Raw genomic sequence first — 17,985 nt, forward strand, 5'->3', positions numbered from 1 at the left:
CAGATGGTTGGGACCCGGGGACACGGGTCGCCCGGCGTCGGACATCTCCTGCAACCATCCCTGGCCGGGTTCTGTTCCCGGCTCGGGAAGGTGTCCGGACCGAGCGCTGGTCGCCTCGCGGCGCGTGGCACGACACGGCTCCAGCCGAACGGTATTCCGTGAAGGCGCTTGATTATTGAGACCCGGGGACACAGGTCGCCCGGTCCGGACGAGCTGTACAACGGGCGACCCCCGCGGATGATTCCCGATCAAGCCGATGGATCCGGGCATGACGACGATCACGTCGACCCGCTGCTCGCCCACCTGCATCGGCGGCCGTCAGCCCTCGCCGTGAAGTTGGCCCGCAGGCCCGCTGGAAGCCCCAATCAGACCTGCCCGACCGATGATCATGTGGCCGGGTCGTTGCCGTCCGTCGGGTACAGCTGCCGGTTCCAGTGCTCCCGCTGCTCCGCCCCGTCGACGTACCAACCGACCGGACACCTCGTGCCGAGCTCGCCCACCGTGAAGCGGGTGACGCTGGCCGAGGTGATCCGCCAGTCCCGCGACCGGTCCCGCGCGTACGCCCGGGCCTCCTGCTCGCTGGTGAACACGATCTCGACGGCCCCGGTCTCGCCGGGCCGGGCGGTGTGGACGGAGTAGACAACGTTCGCTGGCGCAGTGCTCCTGGTCACCACGGTCACATCTTCCCATTAATGGGAAGGTTGTCAATCTAGGGTCCGGCCGATGAGCGGCGAGCGAGCGGAGGATCTCCCCAGGCTGCTCGCTGGGGATCTGTCCGCGCTGTCGCAGGACGAGCTGGTCGACGCTGCGCGACGGGTGGAGGCCACCCGCGATGAGACGCTGCAGTGGTCCGGGCGCCTGCTCGCCGCTTTGCACGACACGCACCAGCTCTCCTGGCCGGCGATCGCCCGGCTGACCGGCATCCCGCAGAGCACGGCGCACCGGCGTGCGCAGCCCTACCTCACTGCGGGTCCGGACGAGGGCGCCCGTTCTTGACCGACACGACAGATCCTGATCACCGCATGCGGTGTTGAAGCCGCAACGGTGCGGCCGTGCAACCGCGTGCGCTGATCATGGTTGCCGACGTCGCGAACTCTCAGCCGCCGACGTCCTTGACCCCGTGCAGCTCGATCACGGCCGCGGAGGCCTCGAGCAGCGGTGCCGCCGCTGCTCGTCGAGGGTCGGCCCGATACGCGTCGAACTCCGCACGACCGGGGAACGTCACAACGTGTGCCTCCACCCCACCGTCGGCGGACCGTAGTCGGCGATCCAGCCGGCCGCCGTGCTCGGCGAGCAGCGGGAGCACAGCGGCCTCGTAGGCGTCGAAGTCGGGGAGCCCGCCGTCCGGAATCCGCGCGATCATCAGGAACTTCAGGGTCATCGGAGCTCCGCGAGGTTCTAGAGGGCCGCCAGCACGCCGTCCGTGTACGGCGGCCAGGCCTCGACCGCCCAGCGGCTGAAGTCGCGGTCCGTCAGGACCACGCATGCCGCTTGGGCATCGGGGTCGACCCACAGGAACGTGCCGGACTGGCCGAAGTGGCCGAAGGTGCGCGGCGAGCTGTGGGCGCCGGTCCAGTGGGGCGACTTCCCGTCGCGGATCTCGAACCCGAGTCCCCAGTCGTTGGGCTGCTGCCGCCCGTAGCCGGGGAGGATGCCGTCGAGGCCGGGGAAGGCGACGGTGGTGGCCTCGCCGAGGGTGTCGGGGTGCACAAGGGTGGGGGACAGCAGTTCGGTGGCGAACCGGGCCATGTCGGCGGCCGTGGAGACGGCGCCCGCGGCGGGGGAACCATTGAGGCGCGTACCTGCCATGTCGAGCGGGGCGAGCACCGCCTCGTGCAGGTAGCGGTCGAACGGCATCCCGGCGGCCTCGGCGACGGTCTCGCCCAGCACCTCGAACCCGACGTTGGAGTAGATCCGCCTCGTGCCCGGCTTCGCCTGCTGCACGCCGTCGGTGAACGACAGACCGGAGGCGTGGGCGGCGAGGTGGCGGACGGTCGAGCCCTCGGGGCCGGCCGGTGTGTCCCACTCGACCGCCCCCTCCTCGACGGCGACGAGAAGGGCGTACGCCGCGAGGGGCTTGGTGACGGAGGCCAGGGGGAAGGTGCGGTCGGTGTCGCCCGCGGTGGCGCGCACCCCGGACCCGTTGACGACGGCGGCCGCGACGTGGTCGACCGGCCAGTCGAGCACGGCGCCGACGGCCGTCCGCAGGTCAGGCATCGCCGTACACCGGGATCGCGGCGCCGCTGATCGGGGCGGCGTCGGGGCTGCAGAGGAACGCGATGACCTTCGCGATCGCCTCCGGTGCGACGGCCCGTTCGATGTCGCGCGGTGTCATCCAGGTGCGGTTGGCGGGGGTGTCGATCGTCGACGGCAGCACGGCGTTGACCCGGATGCGGTCGGCCCGCAGCTCCTCGGCCAGCAGCGCGGTGAGCCGGACGACGGCGGCCTTGCTCGTGGCGTGGGCCACCGGCGCGGCGCCGGCTATCGCCGTGCGCGACCCGACCGTGACGATCGCGCCGCCCCCGCGGGCCGCCAGCCGCGGAGCAACCGCCTGCGCGGCCCAGAGCGCGGAGCCGAAGTTGGAGCGCCACAGGCCGTCGAGCTGCTCCTCGTCGACCTCGGCGAGGGAGCCCGGCACGAACCCGCCGGCGAGCCCGACCAGCGCGTCCGGGGCGACGGGCAGCGCGTCCACCTCGGCGAACGCGGCGTGCACGGCGGCACGGCTCGCGAGGTCGACCGGGATCGCGTGCACGCCGTCCTGCCCGCCGAGCGCGTCGAGCCGTTCTCCTGGCCGGTCCAGGGCCACCACCGGGCGGCCGGCGGCCCGGAACTCCGCCACCACGGCGTGCCCGAGGGCGCCGGCGGCGCCCGTCACGATCAGTGCGTCCACGCGGCCATCCTGCCCCTGCCCTGGAATGCTCGTGCGGGTGGCCGGGGCCCGGGTCGGGACGTCGGGGTGGCGCTACCCGCCGTGGCGCGGCACGTTCTACCCGCGGGGCCTTGCCCAGCGCCGCGAGCTGGAGTACCTCTCGCGCCAGGTCAGCAGCATCGAGATCAACGGCTCGTTCTACTCGCTGCAGCGCCCGGAGTCCTACCGCGCCTGGGCCGCCGAGACGCCGGACGGCTTCGTGTTCTCCGTGAAGGGCGGGCGCTTCATCACCCACCTGAAGCAGCTGCGTGACGTCGGGACGCCGCTGGCCAACTTCTTCGCCTCCGGGGTGCTGGCGCTCGGCCCGAAGCTCGGCCCGGTGCTGTGGCAGCTGCCGCCGCGGATGCCCTTCGACCCCGAGCGCATCGAGCCCTTCCTCGCGATGCTGCCGCGCAGCACCGGCGCCGCGGCCGAGCTGGCGACCCGGCACGACGAGCGGCTCGACGGCCGGGCACACACCGAGGCCGACGCCGACCGGCCGCTGCGGCACGCGCTCGAGGTGCGCCACCCGTCGTTCGGCCGGCCCGAGCTCGTGGAGTTGCTGCGGGCGCAGGGCGTCGGCCTCGTGGTGGCGGACACGGCGGGGACGTGGCCGCACCTGGAGGACGTGACCGCGGACTTCGTCTACGTGCGGCTGCACGGCGACACCGAGCTCTACACCAGCGGCTACACCGCCGAGGCCCTCGACGCGTGGGCGGCCAAGCTGCGGGCGTGGCGGGCGGGGGCCGCGCCGGTCGGTGAGTTCACGGCGGCGTCCGCCGGCGTCACCGAGCCCGCGGGCCGCGACGTCTTCGTGTACTTCGACAACCGCGTAGTACGGTTTCACACGGCACGGAGGAGACGACACAGTGACGCTACGGGTTCTCGGACGGGTGCGGCTCTCACGGGACACGGACGCCTCTACGTCGGTAGAGCGGCAGCGTGAGGATATCGAGAAGTGGGCGGCTGACAATGACGCGGTAGTCGTCGGCTACGCGGAGGATGTAGACGTTTCGGGGAAGGTCGACCCGTTCAACACGCCCGACCTGGGGCCGTGGCTTAAGCCGCCAAAGATGAACGAGTGGGAAGCTATGGTCGCATGGAAGTGGGACCGTATTTCTCGAGGTGGACAGCGGCCGAAGCAAGCACTCCTTGATTGGATGGAGGATCACGGCAAGTACATTATCACGATCGTTGACCACATCGATACGCGGAAGCGTGACTTCCTTACGGACATTCAGCTCGCGTTCACTGCGGAATCCGCAGCGTCAGAGCGACAAGCGATCGTTGATCGTCAGGTTTCCTCGCAGAAGAAGCTAAGGATGATCGGCCGGTTCCGCGGCGGACCTATCCCGTTCGGCTACAAGACGGAGCCGATCCCTAACCCTGCCAATCCGGATAAGCCGCTCGGGTACGTGCTCGCGATCCACGAAGCTAATGCGGCTCTCGTTCGGGAACTTGTCGACATCTACATGTCGGGTAAGTCTCTCGGCGCGGTTGCAGCCGAGATGAACGCTCGTGGCGTCCCGACTCCGCAGAAGTCGCGAGGAGCACACGGCAAGTGGCGTTCCGGCACGCTATTGCAGATGTTCAAGTCCCGGACGATGCTCGGTGAAACCGTCTACAAAGGCCGTGTCGTCCGCGGCGAGGACGGAAGTCCGATCAGGCGGGCGGAGCCGATCATCGCCGAAGAGCTTTTCGACCGGTTGCAGCAACGTCTCTCTAACGCGCGGAAGCAACCCGTAGGTTCTTTCAGTGGGAAGAAGAAGCTTCTCTTGGATATCATTTTCTGCGCTATCTGTGGTAGCAAGATGTATTTTGTGACCACGGCTCAGGGAGCACGGACCTACTGGCGTTGCTCTGCCGCTACGCACCCCGTAGAGGGTGGTCCCAAGTGCCCCGGCAAGAACATCCCGGCTAAGCGGGTCGAATCCCTCGCGCTCGATTACGTCACTGCGACTATCGGGGACGAGCCGGTACAGGAGGAAATCTTCTTCCCCGCGGAGGGATCCGGAGCAGAGCTTAAAGACGTAGAGGAGACGATCAAGGGGCTCCGCTGGGAGTGGGATAACGGGATTGTTGACAAAGATGATCCGGACGAAGTCGCGGATTACCGGACTCGTCTCGCCGCTCTCACGGAGCGCCGGAAGGCTTACCGGGAGATGCCGAACAAGCCTGCCCGCTACGAGCTGGTAGCTACTGGCGGAAAATGGGGTGAAACTCTCGCCGCCGCGGAGACTCCGGAGGAGAAGCGCGCCGTTCTGCTAAAGTTGGGAATGAGGATGAACGCGGCCCGGGGTGAGGACGGGGACGTTACGGTTTCGATCGGCACGAACCTGGACATTCTACGCCGGACAGTGCCCGGCGCTATGGCTGGACCCGTTCATCTTCCGTTCATGGCCGACGAGTTCGGCGGGCCGGTCGTGCTCGTGGATGGTGTGTACGTTCCGACCGATCATGAACCGAGGTCCCGGCCGTCAAACCCGACCCTCGGAGAGGACGTGCACGAGAGCACGGCCGTTGAGTGTGTCCCGAACGCTGAGAACGTCTGAGAGCCACGAACGAGAGAGCCCCGGACCCTAGCGGGTACCGGGGCCTTCTTTCGCCTTACCGCACCTGGATGTTCATCCCCTTAGCTGCACCTGTGACCACGCTAACGGCTCGGTCCAGCTCGTCCGTCTTGTAGTCCGCGAGCTTAGCCTTAGCGATCTCCCGGACCTGGTCGGTAGTGACCGACCCGGAGCCCTTAGCAGCCTCCGTTAGGACAGCGGGATCGTTGGTTCCGTGCGCTGCCTCCAGCAGGAGGCGAGTGGTTGCGACCATCCTCGCAGCGTACCGAACGGTAGGTCTGGCGGTAGTCCTTGCGCTTAGCTAGTCGCGCTAGAACCGGGGCGTACTTCCGGTCCAACTGGTCACCGCTTAGGGCCCGGATCGAATAAGCACTAGCCGCAAGCCGGCGTAAGGCTGCTAGCACGGCGCCTAACTGGCTGCAAGGCTGTTCAATGTCGTCCGTATCACACTCCCTGGCGAATCATGATCCAGTCTCGATACGTTGTTGTCGTCCGGCTCAGAGCCCCCGCCCGCAAGGGACAGAGGATGAGCGGAGCCGACGATCCGGCGATGCGTCTCGCTTAGGGCTTAGCCCGATACCCGGAGTTCCTAGTGATCGCCGTTAGTCGGCGATCCGCTCGCAGACGCCAGAAAGGGCAAAGCCGACGTGGAAGACCGCTACCGTGAAGTTGTTACCGAGCTGCTCTCGCTCGCAGCTGAGGCGACGATCCGAGGGAACGATTACGAAACGCCCGGGTTCATCCTCTGGGAGACCCTGGGGAAAAACATGTACGTCGCAGTCGCAAACAGTGTAGAGGGCATCATTTCGGATGCCGAGTTTCGGGAGATCGCGGCCGAGGCTGACATCCGCGCTATCGAACGGATCGGAGAACTCGGCTTACCGGACTAGGCAAGGGTGTGCACAGTGCACCCCCGCTCTATCGAGAGAGGAACGCGCCGGAAGAGAGGCCGGCACCCAAGAGCACCCCTCGGGAACTGACCCGAGGGGGGAACGGGAAAGAAGGATAATGGATATTAACGAGAAGGACCGGTTGCCGTTGTGGCACCTGGTCAAGGATGCGGATATGCCGTTTCGGCGGCTTACGAGCGTGATCGCGGACCTCGGGATGCCGACCGATGTGGACCAGAAGGGGACCGTGTACACGTCCCGGTCCGCGCTACGGGAAGTCTTGCTTGACGCAGCTGCCGCGAAGGGCACCCGATGACCGCCGTTAGGACCGTTACGGCCGAGGAGTGGTTCGCGGCGCTGCACGAGCGGTACGCGCCACACACCGTGCCTGCCGAGGTCGTCAGGGTCGCCGAAGTCCTAGCCGAGGTGCGTATGCCAGTGAAGGTGAACAGGCATCCCGACGTTGCGGACCTGTCGGCGCGCGTGGTCGACATTGCAATGCAGGTGATCGCTCAGGCGGGCCTAGAAACTTGGACTGACAGTCTCGAACTTCGCGGTCCAAGGTGGAAGGACCCAGCAGCGGCCGGGCGGCTGTTGGACGAGTTCGCACTCGTGCTGGCAAGCAACGTCGATACGGTGACCGGCATCAGTAGTGATGCTCGGCCAGTCGTGAACCGACGTAAGCGTGATCCGTCCGCACTGCCGCCTGAGGTCGCCGTAGAAGCACTGAACGACGATGCCGAGGGTGATAACCTTGGTTATCGCGACGCAGAGCCCCGGAGCAGACCTCAGGCCGTTAAGGCAACCAGGACTCCCGAGCGGGAAGCCGACTACCGGAAGGCGCTGCACGACACGACTCGACAGCAGCTCTCGGCGAACGCGCTCCTCGCGGGGCTCGTCATCTGCCAACGGTGCTGGAAGTCGGGTGAGCTGTACGCCACGCAGGCGACCGTGGCGGAGTGGATGCACCTTGCCAGCACGAAGTCCGTTAGGAAGGCCGTAGCGGAGCTGGAAGCCGCCGGGTTTCTGACCCTGATCGGTGACCCGCTGCCCCGCCGGGCGTACCACTACCGCCTGACGATCCCGTCCGACTGAGTTGGTAGGGACGTTCTGTCCCTACGGACTGCACGTCTGGTTGGGTCAGATCGTCCCATCGGATAGGTCGAAACGTCCCTACCGTAGGGACGTTCTGTCCCATCGGTAGGGTCAAAACGTCCTACTAAGTATAAGTAACTAAGTAGAAGTAGCTACATAGAAGTAGCTACGTAGAAGGTGAAGGGCCGTCGGCCCTTCTGGGGCCGCCGGACACGGCGGGGATGTTCACCCCTGAACACTAGAAGGACGTTCCGGATAGGTCGAATCGTCCTAACCAAACTGGGAGAACGGATATTGACGAAGAATAAGCTAGGGCAACGAGCTGAGACGAGCGATCCGGTCATCGTGCCAAGACCGGACATGCGGAAGTACCCCGTCAAGCGAAGAACGATCGACCCTGCGACGTTGACGAGCGCGGAACGGAAGCGGTTCGCGATCCTCGCGAGGTACAACCGGCCCGAACACACGAGGTGGCGCACGACGCACGGCGTCTGCGACCGGTTCGGCGCCGACGCGACCGTGTACACCGGTGAGTGCCAGCGTCCCGGGTGCCGCAACTGGTTCTGCGTGGAGCGTCGGCCGGCGGACGTGAAGGCCCGTTGGCCACTGTACTGCTCTGAGAGCTGCCGCTACATCGCCGCCGGTACGAAGAGGCGCAGGAACGCCCGAAAGGTCCGCAGCGGCGAAACTAGCGGCAAGAAGCGGCCTCTAGTGCACCGGTTCGACCCGGACAAGGTCGAGCTGCCGTACTGGGCAGCAATGGACATCGTCCAGGACAAGGTCACGTCGACGCCTACTGCGTACTGGCAGGCATCGGAGTACCTGGAAGACATCGAGAAGAACGATCTCGTCAAGGGACGCCAGGGCCGTGCAGGTGGGATCACCGTCTCGTCCTCCGAGTGGAACCAGTCCGTCTGAATGGGTTACCTTGGTCACACCACTGTCCCACATTGCCATTTGGGACACCTCTAAACCTGGGGAGGGGGAAGGAGAGAGCTAAGCGACCGAGGATACGGTGCGCGCTCACCCTAACGACGATCCTCCTAGGCCCTACCTGCGATAACGTAGCTACTAAGAATATTGTGGCTGCATAGGGCACTGGAGTCCCCTCTCGGCGCCTGTAGCGCTGATCCCCGACCGAGTGTCCTCCGTCACAGGACTGTCGTCATTTGGGTCAGACGACACCTACTACTGGGTGTAGAAGCCGCTATCTACTCGCTTATCCTTCTCCACGGTTAGAGCGCCCGTGTCCTCCACTGCACGGTTTTGCTCCCTCACGGGACTGGTTCCCCAGTCTGGCCCCGTGAGGTTCTTACCGTGCTGATATTAGTCTCCGATCGGTCCACTTTCCCGGTCGATTTGGGAGGTTCGCCTCCCTGTGGTGTGTTCGAGTACCCCGGGCCTGCAAAGGCCCGGGGTATTTTTTATATACCACTGTTTGTCACTGTCATTGTCACGACCCTGGAGGTCAACCATGGAAACGTTCAGGTGTGGTCGCGCCAGGCGCGAGACTGCCGCATGGGCGTACCGAGACAGCTACGGCTACCTGAGGTGCCGTCACTGCACCCGCACGTCTAACAACCGCGCGATGAGTCGCGCTAAGGCTCGGTATCGCGCCGAGCTGCTTACCGCTTAACTAACACGATCATTTGAGGCTCGAAGCCTCACGCTACGCGGCACGTTGCCGCACACTCACTTTGGAGGGATAGAGATTGTCCGAGTACCAGCGAAACCCGTTCAACGACGCAGAGCCGATGGACGGTGCCGTAGTGCACGCGTTCGGATGTGTCGCACCACGCGACATCATCCCGAGGTCTGAGCCTGACCCTGCGGCGGTTGCTGCCCTGGAGGCAGCTCACGGCCGTGCAGTCACGGTCACGTATCAGGAGATCGATCAGTACGGCGTTCGCACCGTCGAGACTGAGGCTCTGCTGATGTCAACGCACGAGCCGTTGGACTAGCTCCCTCCCCCAATAATCGGCTTAGCCCGTTGACCATCAGGTCAGCGGGCATTTCTATTTCAGGAGAAATCTATTATGGCCTTCAATCGTGGCCCCACCACCATTGCACTTACCCCCGATGAGCACGGTTCGGTCTATTGGCAGCCGCTCCAGGACACGTCGGTGGCGCTGCGCCCCGAGGTGACTACGAACGTCTTCACTGACTCGGCCAAGTACCGGGTCCCGGTCGTGACCGCTACGCCTAACGCCGAGTGGACCGCCGAGGGCGCGGATATCGCGCTCTCAGACCCGACCACCACCGAAGTGAGCGTTACGCCACCTAAGATTGCAGCTCTCAACAAGATGTCTCGCGAGCTTGCCGACGACTCCTCCGGGCAGGCTCTGTTCATCGTCCACTCTGGCATGGTTCGTGACCTTGCTCAGAAGATCGATGAGGCGTTCTTCGGTAGCCCGGCCTCCACTGAGGCTCCTAACGGCCTGAACGATGTGACGGGGATTTCGACGGTAGTCGAATCTACTGCCTTCGCGAACATCGATCCGTTCAACGAGGCTATGTCGATCGCTGAGCAGCAGGGCCGGATCGTGACTGCGTTCGTCGGTCACCCTGATACGGTTCTCCGTCTGGCGAACCTGAAGGAGGCGACCGGAAGTAACCGGCCACTGCTCCAGCCGGACCCCACGGCTCCGCACCGCCGTCTTCTCGGTGGTGTTCCGCTGCTGTCGTCTCAGCACGTCGCGGCTAACACTGTGTGGGCGCTGCCGCGTGACGCCGCGCTGTCGGTCCTCCGGACTCCGGCCGAGCTGGCGATGTCCGAGGATGCCGCTTTCGGCTCGTACTCGATCATGGTGCGAATCGTTCAGCGTGTCGGCTTCCTGTTCCCGCACGCTGCCGCGCTGGTGAAGATCACCGACGTTACGGCCTGATCATGGGTCGCCGATCTAACCGTGGCATTGATACACACCCTGGTCGGCGTGATCGTCCGGGGGACTCTGAGCCTGACGTTCAGGGTCCTCCGGACGCGTGGGAAACGCCTATGCCAAGTGTGATTGCGCTAGACCCATTCAAGGGTGTTCTCACTGATCTCGCACCGAGGCGCCGTCATGGGTCCTGGACGTTCTACAGAATCGGGAGCTAGCTAATGGATAAGTGGCAAAGGTCGGTCGCCTACTCGGCGCTCAGTGCCGCTCGGGCGGAACTTCCCGCTTCTGCCCCACCTGGGAAACTGATCGAATACGCGGCAAGCTTGCTGGTACGCACCGCAGCAGAGATTGTCTCCGCGCTCGATAGTGAACGAGAGAGCGACTAATGGCGATTGCTACGCCTGATGATGTTGCCGAGCGGCTGGGCCGCGAGCTGGACTCGACTGAGACCGTGCTCGTTGCCGCGAGGCTCGCAGACGCTGAGGAACTGATCTTTCAGCGAATCCCAGACCTTGCCGAGAAGAATGCCGCCGGGACTATCAGACAGCGCCTGGTCGTCATGGTCGAAACCGAGGCAGTCTTGCGGCTGGTCCGCAACCCAGAGGGATATACGTCCGAGACCGACGGAAACTACTCGTACTCGATATTGAACCGTGTAGCCTCCGGCCGGCTAGAGATCCGCTCGGAGGAATGGGCCATGCTAGGTGTTCGGTCGAGTATCGGCCTCTACGCGCCGAAGATTTGCCTCACCTATCGCCCATGGTGGGTAGTCTGGGACCCAAGCAAGCAATCTGACCTAGATACCGCTGTGTGGGGTTAGTCCGTTACAAGCAAGAGGGCCATAGAGGCCCCTGAGAGCTTCACAGGGCGATTTTACCAAAGGGTTCGGTACATGGACACCAAACCCTGTCCGCTCGACCGTTACAGAGGAAATGAGGGCTAGTTTTGAGTACACGACAGACCGCGAACCGTGCTAAGAGGTCGCCTGGACCAGAGGGCCAGCGTGAGCAGACCAGTTCGGCCGAGGTTGCCGAGCAGAACCAGGTGGAGGACGCGCCTGTTCGTCGTCGTGCCGGTGCCGTCCCCGGTGCACATCCTGATCGCGTGTGGGCTTAGCGAAAATGAACTCAAGCTCAAGCCAAGCTGGGCAAGTGGCTTAGCTGGATGCTTAGGTCTTCCCTAATCAGGACTTGGCAATATGAATCAAAGCGTGCAGCTTGGGTATTGTGCGGCTGGATATGATCGCGAGCCCCTAGGGGGGAGGCCCCCTCCGGGGGCCCCTTTGATCGGCCCGTAATGCCGCCGAAAGGCCCTGTACGGGTTCAGAGGTCCGCGAAAGCGGATTTGTACGGAACTTCAGGTCGCAACTACGGGTTTCTGTATCGCGTCGCCGCATCGGGGATGCGTGGGTTACATGTCGTCGAACTGAGTACTGTAGTCTCGCTTGACCGGCGTTCTCGAGATAAAGTTTTCGAGCAACGCGTCGTATCCTGCCTCGGACTTCTCCAAAAGCCTCCCCTTTGGGTCGCGGTGCCAAAGACGATTGGCAGCATCGACAAACAGAATCCCGACATCTGAGAGTGTTTCGATTTCGTCCGTACTGCGGGCGCGGATGAGAAGCTTGCGTGGCGTTCCGCTCGGGGCCAATACGGCCGGTTCTCGGAGATCGAGGAGCTTAGCCGTGTCAGGGTTGATCGCATACACAGCGACGTGATACACGGGAACGGTCGAAGTGTTTACCAGGCGGATCACTGGCCGCGTCAGCCCATCGTGGTTCGACCATTCTGCCCATGCCGCGATACACTCGGCCTGCGCTCGCCGTTTATCTTCCTCGATCTGTTTCAGCTGAACAGATTGGCTTTTACTTGTCTCGTGTGCGGCTTTAGCGGCCTTCCTCGCCCAGAGAAGCGCCAACACTGCGCCGACACCTGCGAACCAGTCAGGAGCTGAGCCCCAGTCGATCGACATCACACCCCCCTCGCGATGCGAGTAGGTCGAAGTGGAGGATGGAAGAGCGCTGTGCGGTTCACGGCTTGTCGCCCCCGGGAGGGTTGCCGCGAAGTAACGAAAGTAGTCCGCTCGTCGACTTCACGCGGTCTGGAAGCTCCGGGTCGATGAGCATTAGCAGGGTCACAAGGGACCACACGATCGCAACTATCACTGCGACGCCGGCGATGGACTCCGGAATCTCGATTTGCAGTCGGTCGAGTGCAAACAGCGCTGTTGCGGGTAGCGCTCCAATGATAGTAGCACGTATGGCCAGGAGAACCCTATGCACGAAACGCCTGGTTGCGAATGGACCTGTTGGAACGCCTTCGATTTCTCCGTCGTGGAATCGGGCCAGGGCAACTGCGTCTCTTACGAGCCGCAAGCGCACTTGTGTGATAGTGGGTTCTGTTGCAGAGAAGAGCTCGTAGGCGTAGCATTCGACGTGCCTCGCCACCGCGTCACATCTCGACCGGTACTCAATAGTCTGCGTTGCGCTTGGGAGCTCCAGTCTATACGGCATGTCGTGCCGTATATGGTGGGCGGCCCGTCTCAGGTGTCTACTGACCCTGTGTGCGGGCGTCGCGCTTCGGATACTGCCGAAATATTCTGCTTCGCTAGACGCGGCAAGTAGCTCATAGACGGCCGCGACCCTCCCGACCTCCCTCAGTCTGCGCTTGGTATTGAAGTTGTCGATGACGACGACCACCGAGAGGCACACAAAGGGGATAACCATTAAAAGTACCGGCGCAACTGCGGTCCCGATTGCCACAGTCTGACCGAACGAGTACTGGCTCCACATAGAAGCGTCGATGAGATCGTTAAGGGGAATGACCGCCAACATCAGCAGTGGACCTGCGATGGCGACCGCATAGGACATTGCATTCACGATGTTGTCTTGCACGGTCTGTGATAGGCCGCGCCCGTATAGGCTGCGAAGGCTGCCGTCGATCCAGTCCGTGACCGCCATCGGTATTGCGAGTGCGAAACTGAACGCTAAAAGTCCTAGGATTGTCTCAGGCCCGAAAACTACCGCCGTAAGCGCTACACCTCCAACCCCTATCGCCCCCAGAAGATGCCGCGCCGACGGCGGGAATGCATCTTCATTCTTTGGGACTGCCCGCACGTGCACGCGGATTGCTTTTACCAGAGCCACCTTGTCTGGGTCGCCTAGACCCTCTTGAAGAGGGCTATACGTAAGAAGGGTCTCTGCGGCACGGATGTGCTGAAGACGGCGTTCGAGTAGGTCGCGGAGTTCAGCAAACCGTCGAGCGTGACGGCGGTTATTCCGTCGCTGTCGCGGGGTGAAGGCGCTCGGCTGGCCGTCGCTTTCGCTGCTATCGCTCACGGCGGTGTAGTCGCTCAGTGCGAGTGATCCGCTACCGGGGCTGTAGCGCGTGTGCCGGTACGAGAACCATGGTCAGCTCGGCGACCTCTGCTCCGTAGGTGTCGCACGCGGTGAAGTTGACACGGCCGAACCAGCGGCCGTCAGTCGAGCGGGTCCACCGCCTCAGAGTCCCAGGCACCCTGCCGGTCGCCTTCAGGAGGCCGCCAGGTACAGGATCGGCTACCGGACCGGATGAGTCGGGCGGACCCCACCACGCCTCTAAGTCGATCCATACCGGCTTATCGAGCGGCGGTGGCGGCGTAGCGGTGGTGGACGACCACGGCTTGTACGGCTTCCCCTTCCACGGTGTGGGCCGGGGGAAGCGACCAGCGGGGAGCCTACCTACTCGCTCGGCTTCGATCGAGGGACGTTCAGCTCCTTGAGTACCTCGTCCAGCCGGTACCTGTACTGCCCGCCAGGCGTGGTGGCGGCCGGCGTGATCCTGCCCGTCCTGGTCCACGTCCTGATCGTCTTCACGCTGACGCGAAGCTCCGCCGCGAGTTCGCTCGCGGTGATCAGGGAGGGCACGAAGGCCATGTTCGGCCGGGTACCCGCCATGGTCGACCACGAACGGTCGTGAGCGGCCGATAGTGGTCGGGATTAGTCGTGAACAGGCGCAATGTTCGATACGCTCGAACTCGTGACGTTCTGGTGGACAGGGACTCCGGGAGGCGGTTGCGCCATGGGCGAGGCAGCAGACGAGGCAGACGCGCGGCTAGAGATCGCTCGGGCGCAGGGACGAGCGTCGGTGAACTTCAGCGAGCGCAGCGGCCGGTACCGCTGGACCGTCGTTCTCGACGGCGGCAAGTCGTCGCACGGCTGGGCTGACACGCCCGAGGACGCGTGGTGGTTCGTCAAGGAGGCTCTGAACCGGCCGTACCGTGGCACGCGCCAGCGTGCACCCCGTGGTCTCTGGACCCTGCCGCCGGAGTAGGGGCAACTCACGATGTAGTTGCCCGCAACCGCGATAAGGATCGGACACATGGTCACTTGGTACTCAGTTCGTGCGCTACGCGGCTCTACGGAGCACCGCTTCCTGGTGCCGTGTGGCACGGACTCGCCTACGGCTCGTGTCCTGTATGGCCTGATCCGGGAGACGTTCGGGGTGGACACATCCAGCATGGTTCACCTGCGAGCGGAGCCAGTCGACGGTAAGGACCTGGACGAGCCAACGCACCGGGTACGTCCGGCGCGGCCGATCGATCTTGAGATGTTCTCCCAGGTCAGAGGGTCTGTCTGCACAAGTGTCAGACCGTCATGTACCGTCAACGACGTCAAGGTGCACGCGCCGTCCGATGCCATCGCGCTCGCGCGCCGCCTCGCCGCGTGACGCCCGGGGCCGCCGACCCGCTCAGGAGGTTGCGAGCTGCGTGACGGTCGTGCGATGCGCGATGAGCATCCGCCTGCCGACCACCATCAGGACGCCGGAGACGAGCATCGCGGCCGCTCCGATCAGCCACGCCACCGCGAACGAGGCGTGCGCGGCGACGAACCCGAACGCGATCGGCCCGACGAACCCGCCGCCGTAGACCCCGACCTGCACGATCGACGTCGCCGCCGCGGGCGCCTCCGGGTGCAGCCGCACCACCGCGAACTGCAGCAGGCCCGGCCACGACCAGCCGAGCCCGAAGGCCAGCACGGTGCCGAGCACGAGCGCGAACGCTCCCGGTACGGCCAGCAGCACGAGCCCGGCCGCGCCGAGCATGAGGCTCCCGGCGACGACCGCGATGTGGCCGCCCGACCTCCGGTCGGCGAGCCATCCGTTGACCAGTCGTAGCGACAGGCCGACGATGCTGCCCATCGTCAGCGTGAGCCCGGCCATGCCGGCGTCGATGCCGCGGTCGACGGCCGCCGAGACGAGGAAGATCCCGAGCGCGGTGGCGGCGCCCGCGCCGAGCCCGGCCGCCAGCCCGAGGACGCTCAGGGCGCCCGTTGCGCGCCGACCGGTGGCCGTGGAGCCGTGCTCCCGGCCGTCCGCGCCGCGCGGCGCCAGCAACAGCGCGCCGAGCGCGAGCCCGGTGCCGATGAGGTACGCCCACCGCCAGCCGATCGTCAGCGCGATCGCCGGCACGGCCGCGCCGGACAGCAGCGTCGCGATCGGGATCGCCGCCTGCTTGATGCCGAAGGAGAGGCCCAGCCGAGTGGTCGGTACGTGCCGGGCGAGCGTCAGGTTCGAGGAGAGCTGGCCCAGCACGTTGCACCAGGCACAACACAGCAGCAGGACCACCAGCGTCGCGTACGACCGCGCGAACGCCGCGATCGCGGTCATCGCGCACGCGACGCCGATCACCGCGATCCGGCTCGTCGGGCCGGAGCCGTACCGCTCCACCAGCCACCCGCACGGCAGCGAGGCGAACGCGCTGATCCCGAAGTACAGGGCGACGACGAGGCCGAGCCCCGCCGGGTCGAAGCCCAGCTCCGCGGAGATCTGCACGGTCAGCGCGCCGGTCAGGAAGACGGGCAGTACCGACGCGGTCGTCGTCGTGACGGCGCCGACCGCCGCCCGTACGGGACGAGGCATGTGAGCAATGCTAAGTGGCGGGTGGTCCGGATGGGGCCCGATGAATCCGGGGTCACGTCACCCCCGGATGCGGGACTGCTCGCCCGACCACTCCTTCTCCCGCAGCTCGAACTTCTGCACCTTGCCCGTGGACGTCTTCGGCAGCTGCTCCACCAGCTCGACGGTCTTCGGCGCCTTGTACCGGGCGATGCGGCTCCGCACGTGCTCGATCAGCTCCTCCGGGGTGGCGGACTTCCCGTCGGCGAGCACCACGAACGCCTTCGGGCGCTCGCCCCACTGCTCGTCCGGCACGCCGATGACGGCCACCTCCAACACGGCGGGGTGGGACACGACGGCCTGCTCGACCTCGATCGTCGAGATGTTCTCCCCGCCGGAGATGATCACGTCCTTGGCGCGGTCGCGGAGCTCGACGTAGCCGTCCGGGTGCAGGACGCCGAGATCGCCGGAGTGGAACCAGCCGCCTGCGAACGCCTTCTCGGTGGCGACCGCGTCGTCGTAGTAGCCGAGCATGACGTTGTTGCCGCGCATCACCACCTCGCCCATCGTGGTGCCGTCGGCGGGGACGTCGTTCATCCGCTCGTCGACCACGCGCACCTTGTCGGCACACACCATCCCGACCCCCTGGCGGGCCTGCTTCGCCGCGCGCTCCTCGGGCGGGAGGTCGTCCCAGGCGCGCTGGTACTGGTTCACCGAGTACGGCCCGTAGGTCTCGGTGAGCCCGTACACGTGCACGATCCGGAAACCGGTCCGCTCGGCGTGGCCGATCGTGGTGGGGCTCGGCGGGGCGCCGGCCGTCGTGATCGTGATCGGCCGTTCCAGCCCGCCCGCCTCCGGCGCGCGCAGGATCGTGGTGACGACGGTCGGCGCGCCGTTGAGGTGCGTGACACCGTGCTCCCGGATCAGCTGCCAGACGACGTCGCCGCGCACCTCGCGCAGGCAGACGTGCGTGCCGCCCACCGCGGTGAGCGCCCAGGGCGTGCACCAGCCGTTGCAGTGGAACATCGGCAGCGTCCAGAGGTAGACGCTGTCGAACGTGTGCCCGGAGTGCACGACCTCTCCGAAGGAGTTCAGGTACGCGCCGCGGTGCGAGTACTGCACGCCCTTCGGCTGCCCCGTCGTGCCCGAGGTGTAGTTGATCGAGATGCAGCTCGTCTCGTCGTCGACCTCCCACGCCAGCGGCTCGTCGTTGCCGCGGGCCAGCAGGTCGTCGTACGTGACGCCGCTGCCGGTGCCGTCGCCCGGGTGCGCCGGGTCGACGATCGTGACGATCTCGTCGACGGTGGCCAGCCGGCGCGTGAGCGGCGCCACCGCCGGGTACAGCGCCGCGTCGACGACCAGCAGCTTCGCGCCGGAGTGGTCGAGGATGTAGCGGACCTCCTCGGTGGCGAGCCGGGTGTTGATCGCGACGAGCACGCCGCCCGCGAGGGGGACGGCGAAGTGGGCGACCAGCATCTCGGGGACGTTCGGCAACATGTAGGCGACCCGGTCGCCGGGCCCGATACCGGACCCGCGCAGCGCGTGCGCCACGCGCGTGACCTCGGCGGCGAACTCGGCGTAGGTGTGCCGGCGGTCGCCGTAGACGATGGCGGTCTTGTCGGGGAAGACCTCGGCCGAGCGTTGCAGGAACGTCAGCGGGGTGAGTGGGGTGTGCCAGACGGCGGTCATCTCGCCTCCTTGCGCGTCGTACAGATCCTCGGTGCTGCCGGGCGGCACGACAACCACGGGAATTCGTTTCCCGGCTGAGCG

General features: G+C 65.3%; 19 protein-coding genes. 9 read left to right on the forward strand and 10 right to left on the reverse strand.

Annotated features, from left to right (window positions below; all coding sequences use genetic code 11):
* Positions 1 to 386 precede the first annotated feature (386 nt).
* Positions 387 to 671 carry a hypothetical protein gene (locus ACU436_RS21390; protein WP_459027893.1) on the reverse strand — a complete coding sequence of 95 codons (285 nt, stop codon included), beginning with the start codon at positions 669 to 671 and terminating at the stop codon, positions 387 to 389.
* A gap of 52 nt (positions 672 to 723) precedes the next feature.
* On the opposite strand from ACU436_RS21390, the gene ACU436_RS21395 reads away from it, so the two are divergent.
* On the forward strand, positions 724 to 996 hold the full coding sequence (locus tag ACU436_RS21395) for a helix-turn-helix domain-containing protein (protein ID WP_459027895.1): 273 nt from the start codon (positions 724 to 726) through the stop codon (positions 994 to 996).
* A gap of 100 nt (positions 997 to 1,096) precedes the next feature.
* On the opposite strand, the gene ACU436_RS21400 is transcribed toward ACU436_RS21395, so the two are convergent.
* Genes ACU436_RS21400 through ACU436_RS21410 form a run of 3 tightly spaced genes read right to left on the reverse strand, consistent with a single transcriptional unit; the run spans position 1,097 to position 2,890 of the window.
* Complete coding sequence (locus ACU436_RS21400) at positions 1,097 to 1,381, reverse strand: hypothetical protein (RefSeq protein WP_459027897.1); 285 nt, start codon at positions 1,379 to 1,381, stop codon at positions 1,097 to 1,099.
* 17 nt (positions 1,382 to 1,398) lie between these two features.
* Positions 1,399 to 2,217, reverse strand: coding sequence for a serine hydrolase domain-containing protein (locus tag ACU436_RS21405; protein ID WP_459027899.1), 819 nt, complete (start codon positions 2,215 to 2,217; stop codon positions 1,399 to 1,401).
* Positions 2,210 to 2,890, reverse strand: a complete 681-nt coding sequence (locus ACU436_RS21410) for an SDR family NAD(P)-dependent oxidoreductase (protein ID WP_459027901.1) — start codon at positions 2,888 to 2,890, stop codon at positions 2,210 to 2,212. The genes ACU436_RS21405 and ACU436_RS21410 overlap by 8 nt, the downstream gene beginning before the upstream one ends.
* A gap of 25 nt (positions 2,891 to 2,915) precedes the next feature.
* Between ACU436_RS21410 and ACU436_RS21415 the strand changes: the two genes are divergently transcribed.
* Both ACU436_RS21415 and ACU436_RS21420 read left to right on the forward strand, forming a co-directional pair.
* Entirely contained in the window at positions 2,916 to 3,854 is a 939-nt protein-coding gene (locus ACU436_RS21415) for a DUF72 domain-containing protein (RefSeq protein ID WP_459027903.1), read from the forward strand.
* Positions 3,778 to 5,460, forward strand: a complete 1,683-nt coding sequence (locus tag ACU436_RS21420; RefSeq protein ID WP_459027905.1) for a recombinase family protein — start codon at positions 3,778 to 3,780, stop codon at positions 5,458 to 5,460. The genes ACU436_RS21415 and ACU436_RS21420 overlap by 77 nt, the downstream gene beginning before the upstream one ends.
* 55 nt (positions 5,461 to 5,515) lie before the next feature.
* On the opposite strand, the gene ACU436_RS21425 is transcribed toward ACU436_RS21420, so the two are convergent.
* On the reverse strand, positions 5,516 to 5,731 hold the full coding sequence (locus ACU436_RS21425) for a hypothetical protein (protein ID WP_459027907.1): 216 nt from the start codon (positions 5,729 to 5,731) through the stop codon (positions 5,516 to 5,518).
* 394 nt (positions 5,732 to 6,125) lie between these two features.
* Between ACU436_RS21425 and ACU436_RS21430 the strand changes: the two genes are divergently transcribed.
* The 5 genes from ACU436_RS21430 (at position 6,126) to ACU436_RS21450 (ending at position 11,165) form a co-directional block, all read left to right on the forward strand.
* Positions 6,126 to 6,368, forward strand: coding sequence for a hypothetical protein (locus ACU436_RS21430; protein WP_459027909.1), 243 nt, complete (start codon positions 6,126 to 6,128; stop codon positions 6,366 to 6,368).
* A 312-nt stretch (positions 6,369 to 6,680) separates the two neighbouring features.
* Complete coding sequence (locus ACU436_RS21435; RefSeq protein ID WP_459027911.1) at positions 6,681 to 7,463, forward strand: hypothetical protein; 783 nt, start codon at positions 6,681 to 6,683, stop codon at positions 7,461 to 7,463.
* Positions 7,464 to 7,868: 405 nt separating this feature from the next.
* Positions 7,869 to 8,381 carry a hypothetical protein gene (locus tag ACU436_RS21440; RefSeq protein ID WP_459027912.1) on the forward strand — a complete coding sequence of 171 codons (513 nt, stop codon included), beginning with the start codon at positions 7,869 to 7,871 and terminating at the stop codon, positions 8,379 to 8,381.
* 1,118 nt (positions 8,382 to 9,499) lie between these two features.
* Positions 9,500 to 10,348, forward strand: coding sequence for a phage major capsid protein (locus ACU436_RS21445; protein ID WP_459027914.1), 849 nt, complete (start codon positions 9,500 to 9,502; stop codon positions 10,346 to 10,348).
* Positions 10,349 to 10,730: 382 nt separating this feature from the next.
* Complete coding sequence (locus ACU436_RS21450; protein ID WP_459027915.1) at positions 10,731 to 11,165, forward strand: Gp19/Gp15/Gp42 family protein; 435 nt, start codon at positions 10,731 to 10,733, stop codon at positions 11,163 to 11,165.
* A gap of 590 nt (positions 11,166 to 11,755) precedes the next feature.
* Here ACU436_RS21450 and ACU436_RS21455 read toward each other — a convergent pair.
* From ACU436_RS21455 to ACU436_RS21465, 3 genes are all read right to left on the reverse strand, one after another.
* Positions 11,756 to 12,313, reverse strand: coding sequence for a hypothetical protein (locus tag ACU436_RS21455; protein ID WP_459027917.1), 558 nt, complete (start codon positions 12,311 to 12,313; stop codon positions 11,756 to 11,758).
* Positions 12,314 to 12,371: 58 nt separating this feature from the next.
* The gene (locus tag ACU436_RS21460; RefSeq protein ID WP_459027919.1) at positions 12,372 to 13,679 is read right to left on the reverse strand and encodes a hypothetical protein; all 1,308 of its coding nucleotides are present in this window, start codon (positions 13,677 to 13,679) and stop codon (positions 12,372 to 12,374) included.
* Positions 13,680 to 14,060: 381 nt separating this feature from the next.
* A complete protein-coding gene (locus tag ACU436_RS21465) occupies positions 14,061 to 14,276 on the reverse strand; it encodes a helix-turn-helix domain-containing protein (protein WP_459027921.1) in 216 nt (71 codons plus the stop codon).
* Between the two features lie 190 nt (positions 14,277 to 14,466).
* On the opposite strand from ACU436_RS21465, the gene ACU436_RS21470 reads away from it, so the two are divergent.
* Positions 14,467 to 14,652 carry a hypothetical protein gene (locus ACU436_RS21470; RefSeq protein WP_459027922.1) on the forward strand — a complete coding sequence of 62 codons (186 nt, stop codon included), beginning with the start codon at positions 14,467 to 14,469 and terminating at the stop codon, positions 14,650 to 14,652.
* A gap of 417 nt (positions 14,653 to 15,069) precedes the next feature.
* Here the strand turns inward: ACU436_RS21470 and ACU436_RS21475 are convergent, their stop codons facing one another.
* Entirely contained in the window at positions 15,070 to 16,239 is a 1,170-nt protein-coding gene (locus ACU436_RS21475) for an MFS transporter (protein ID WP_459027923.1), read from the reverse strand.
* Positions 16,240 to 16,296: 57 nt separating this feature from the next.
* Positions 16,297 to 17,904: an acyl--CoA ligase family protein gene (locus ACU436_RS21480; RefSeq protein ID WP_459027925.1), complete on the reverse strand. Its 1,608-nt coding sequence runs from the start codon at positions 17,902 to 17,904 to the stop codon at positions 16,297 to 16,299.
* Between the last annotated feature and the right edge of the window lie 81 nt (positions 17,905 to 17,985).

It is taken from the genome of Pseudonocardia wallangbongensis (genome assembly GCF_054486945.1).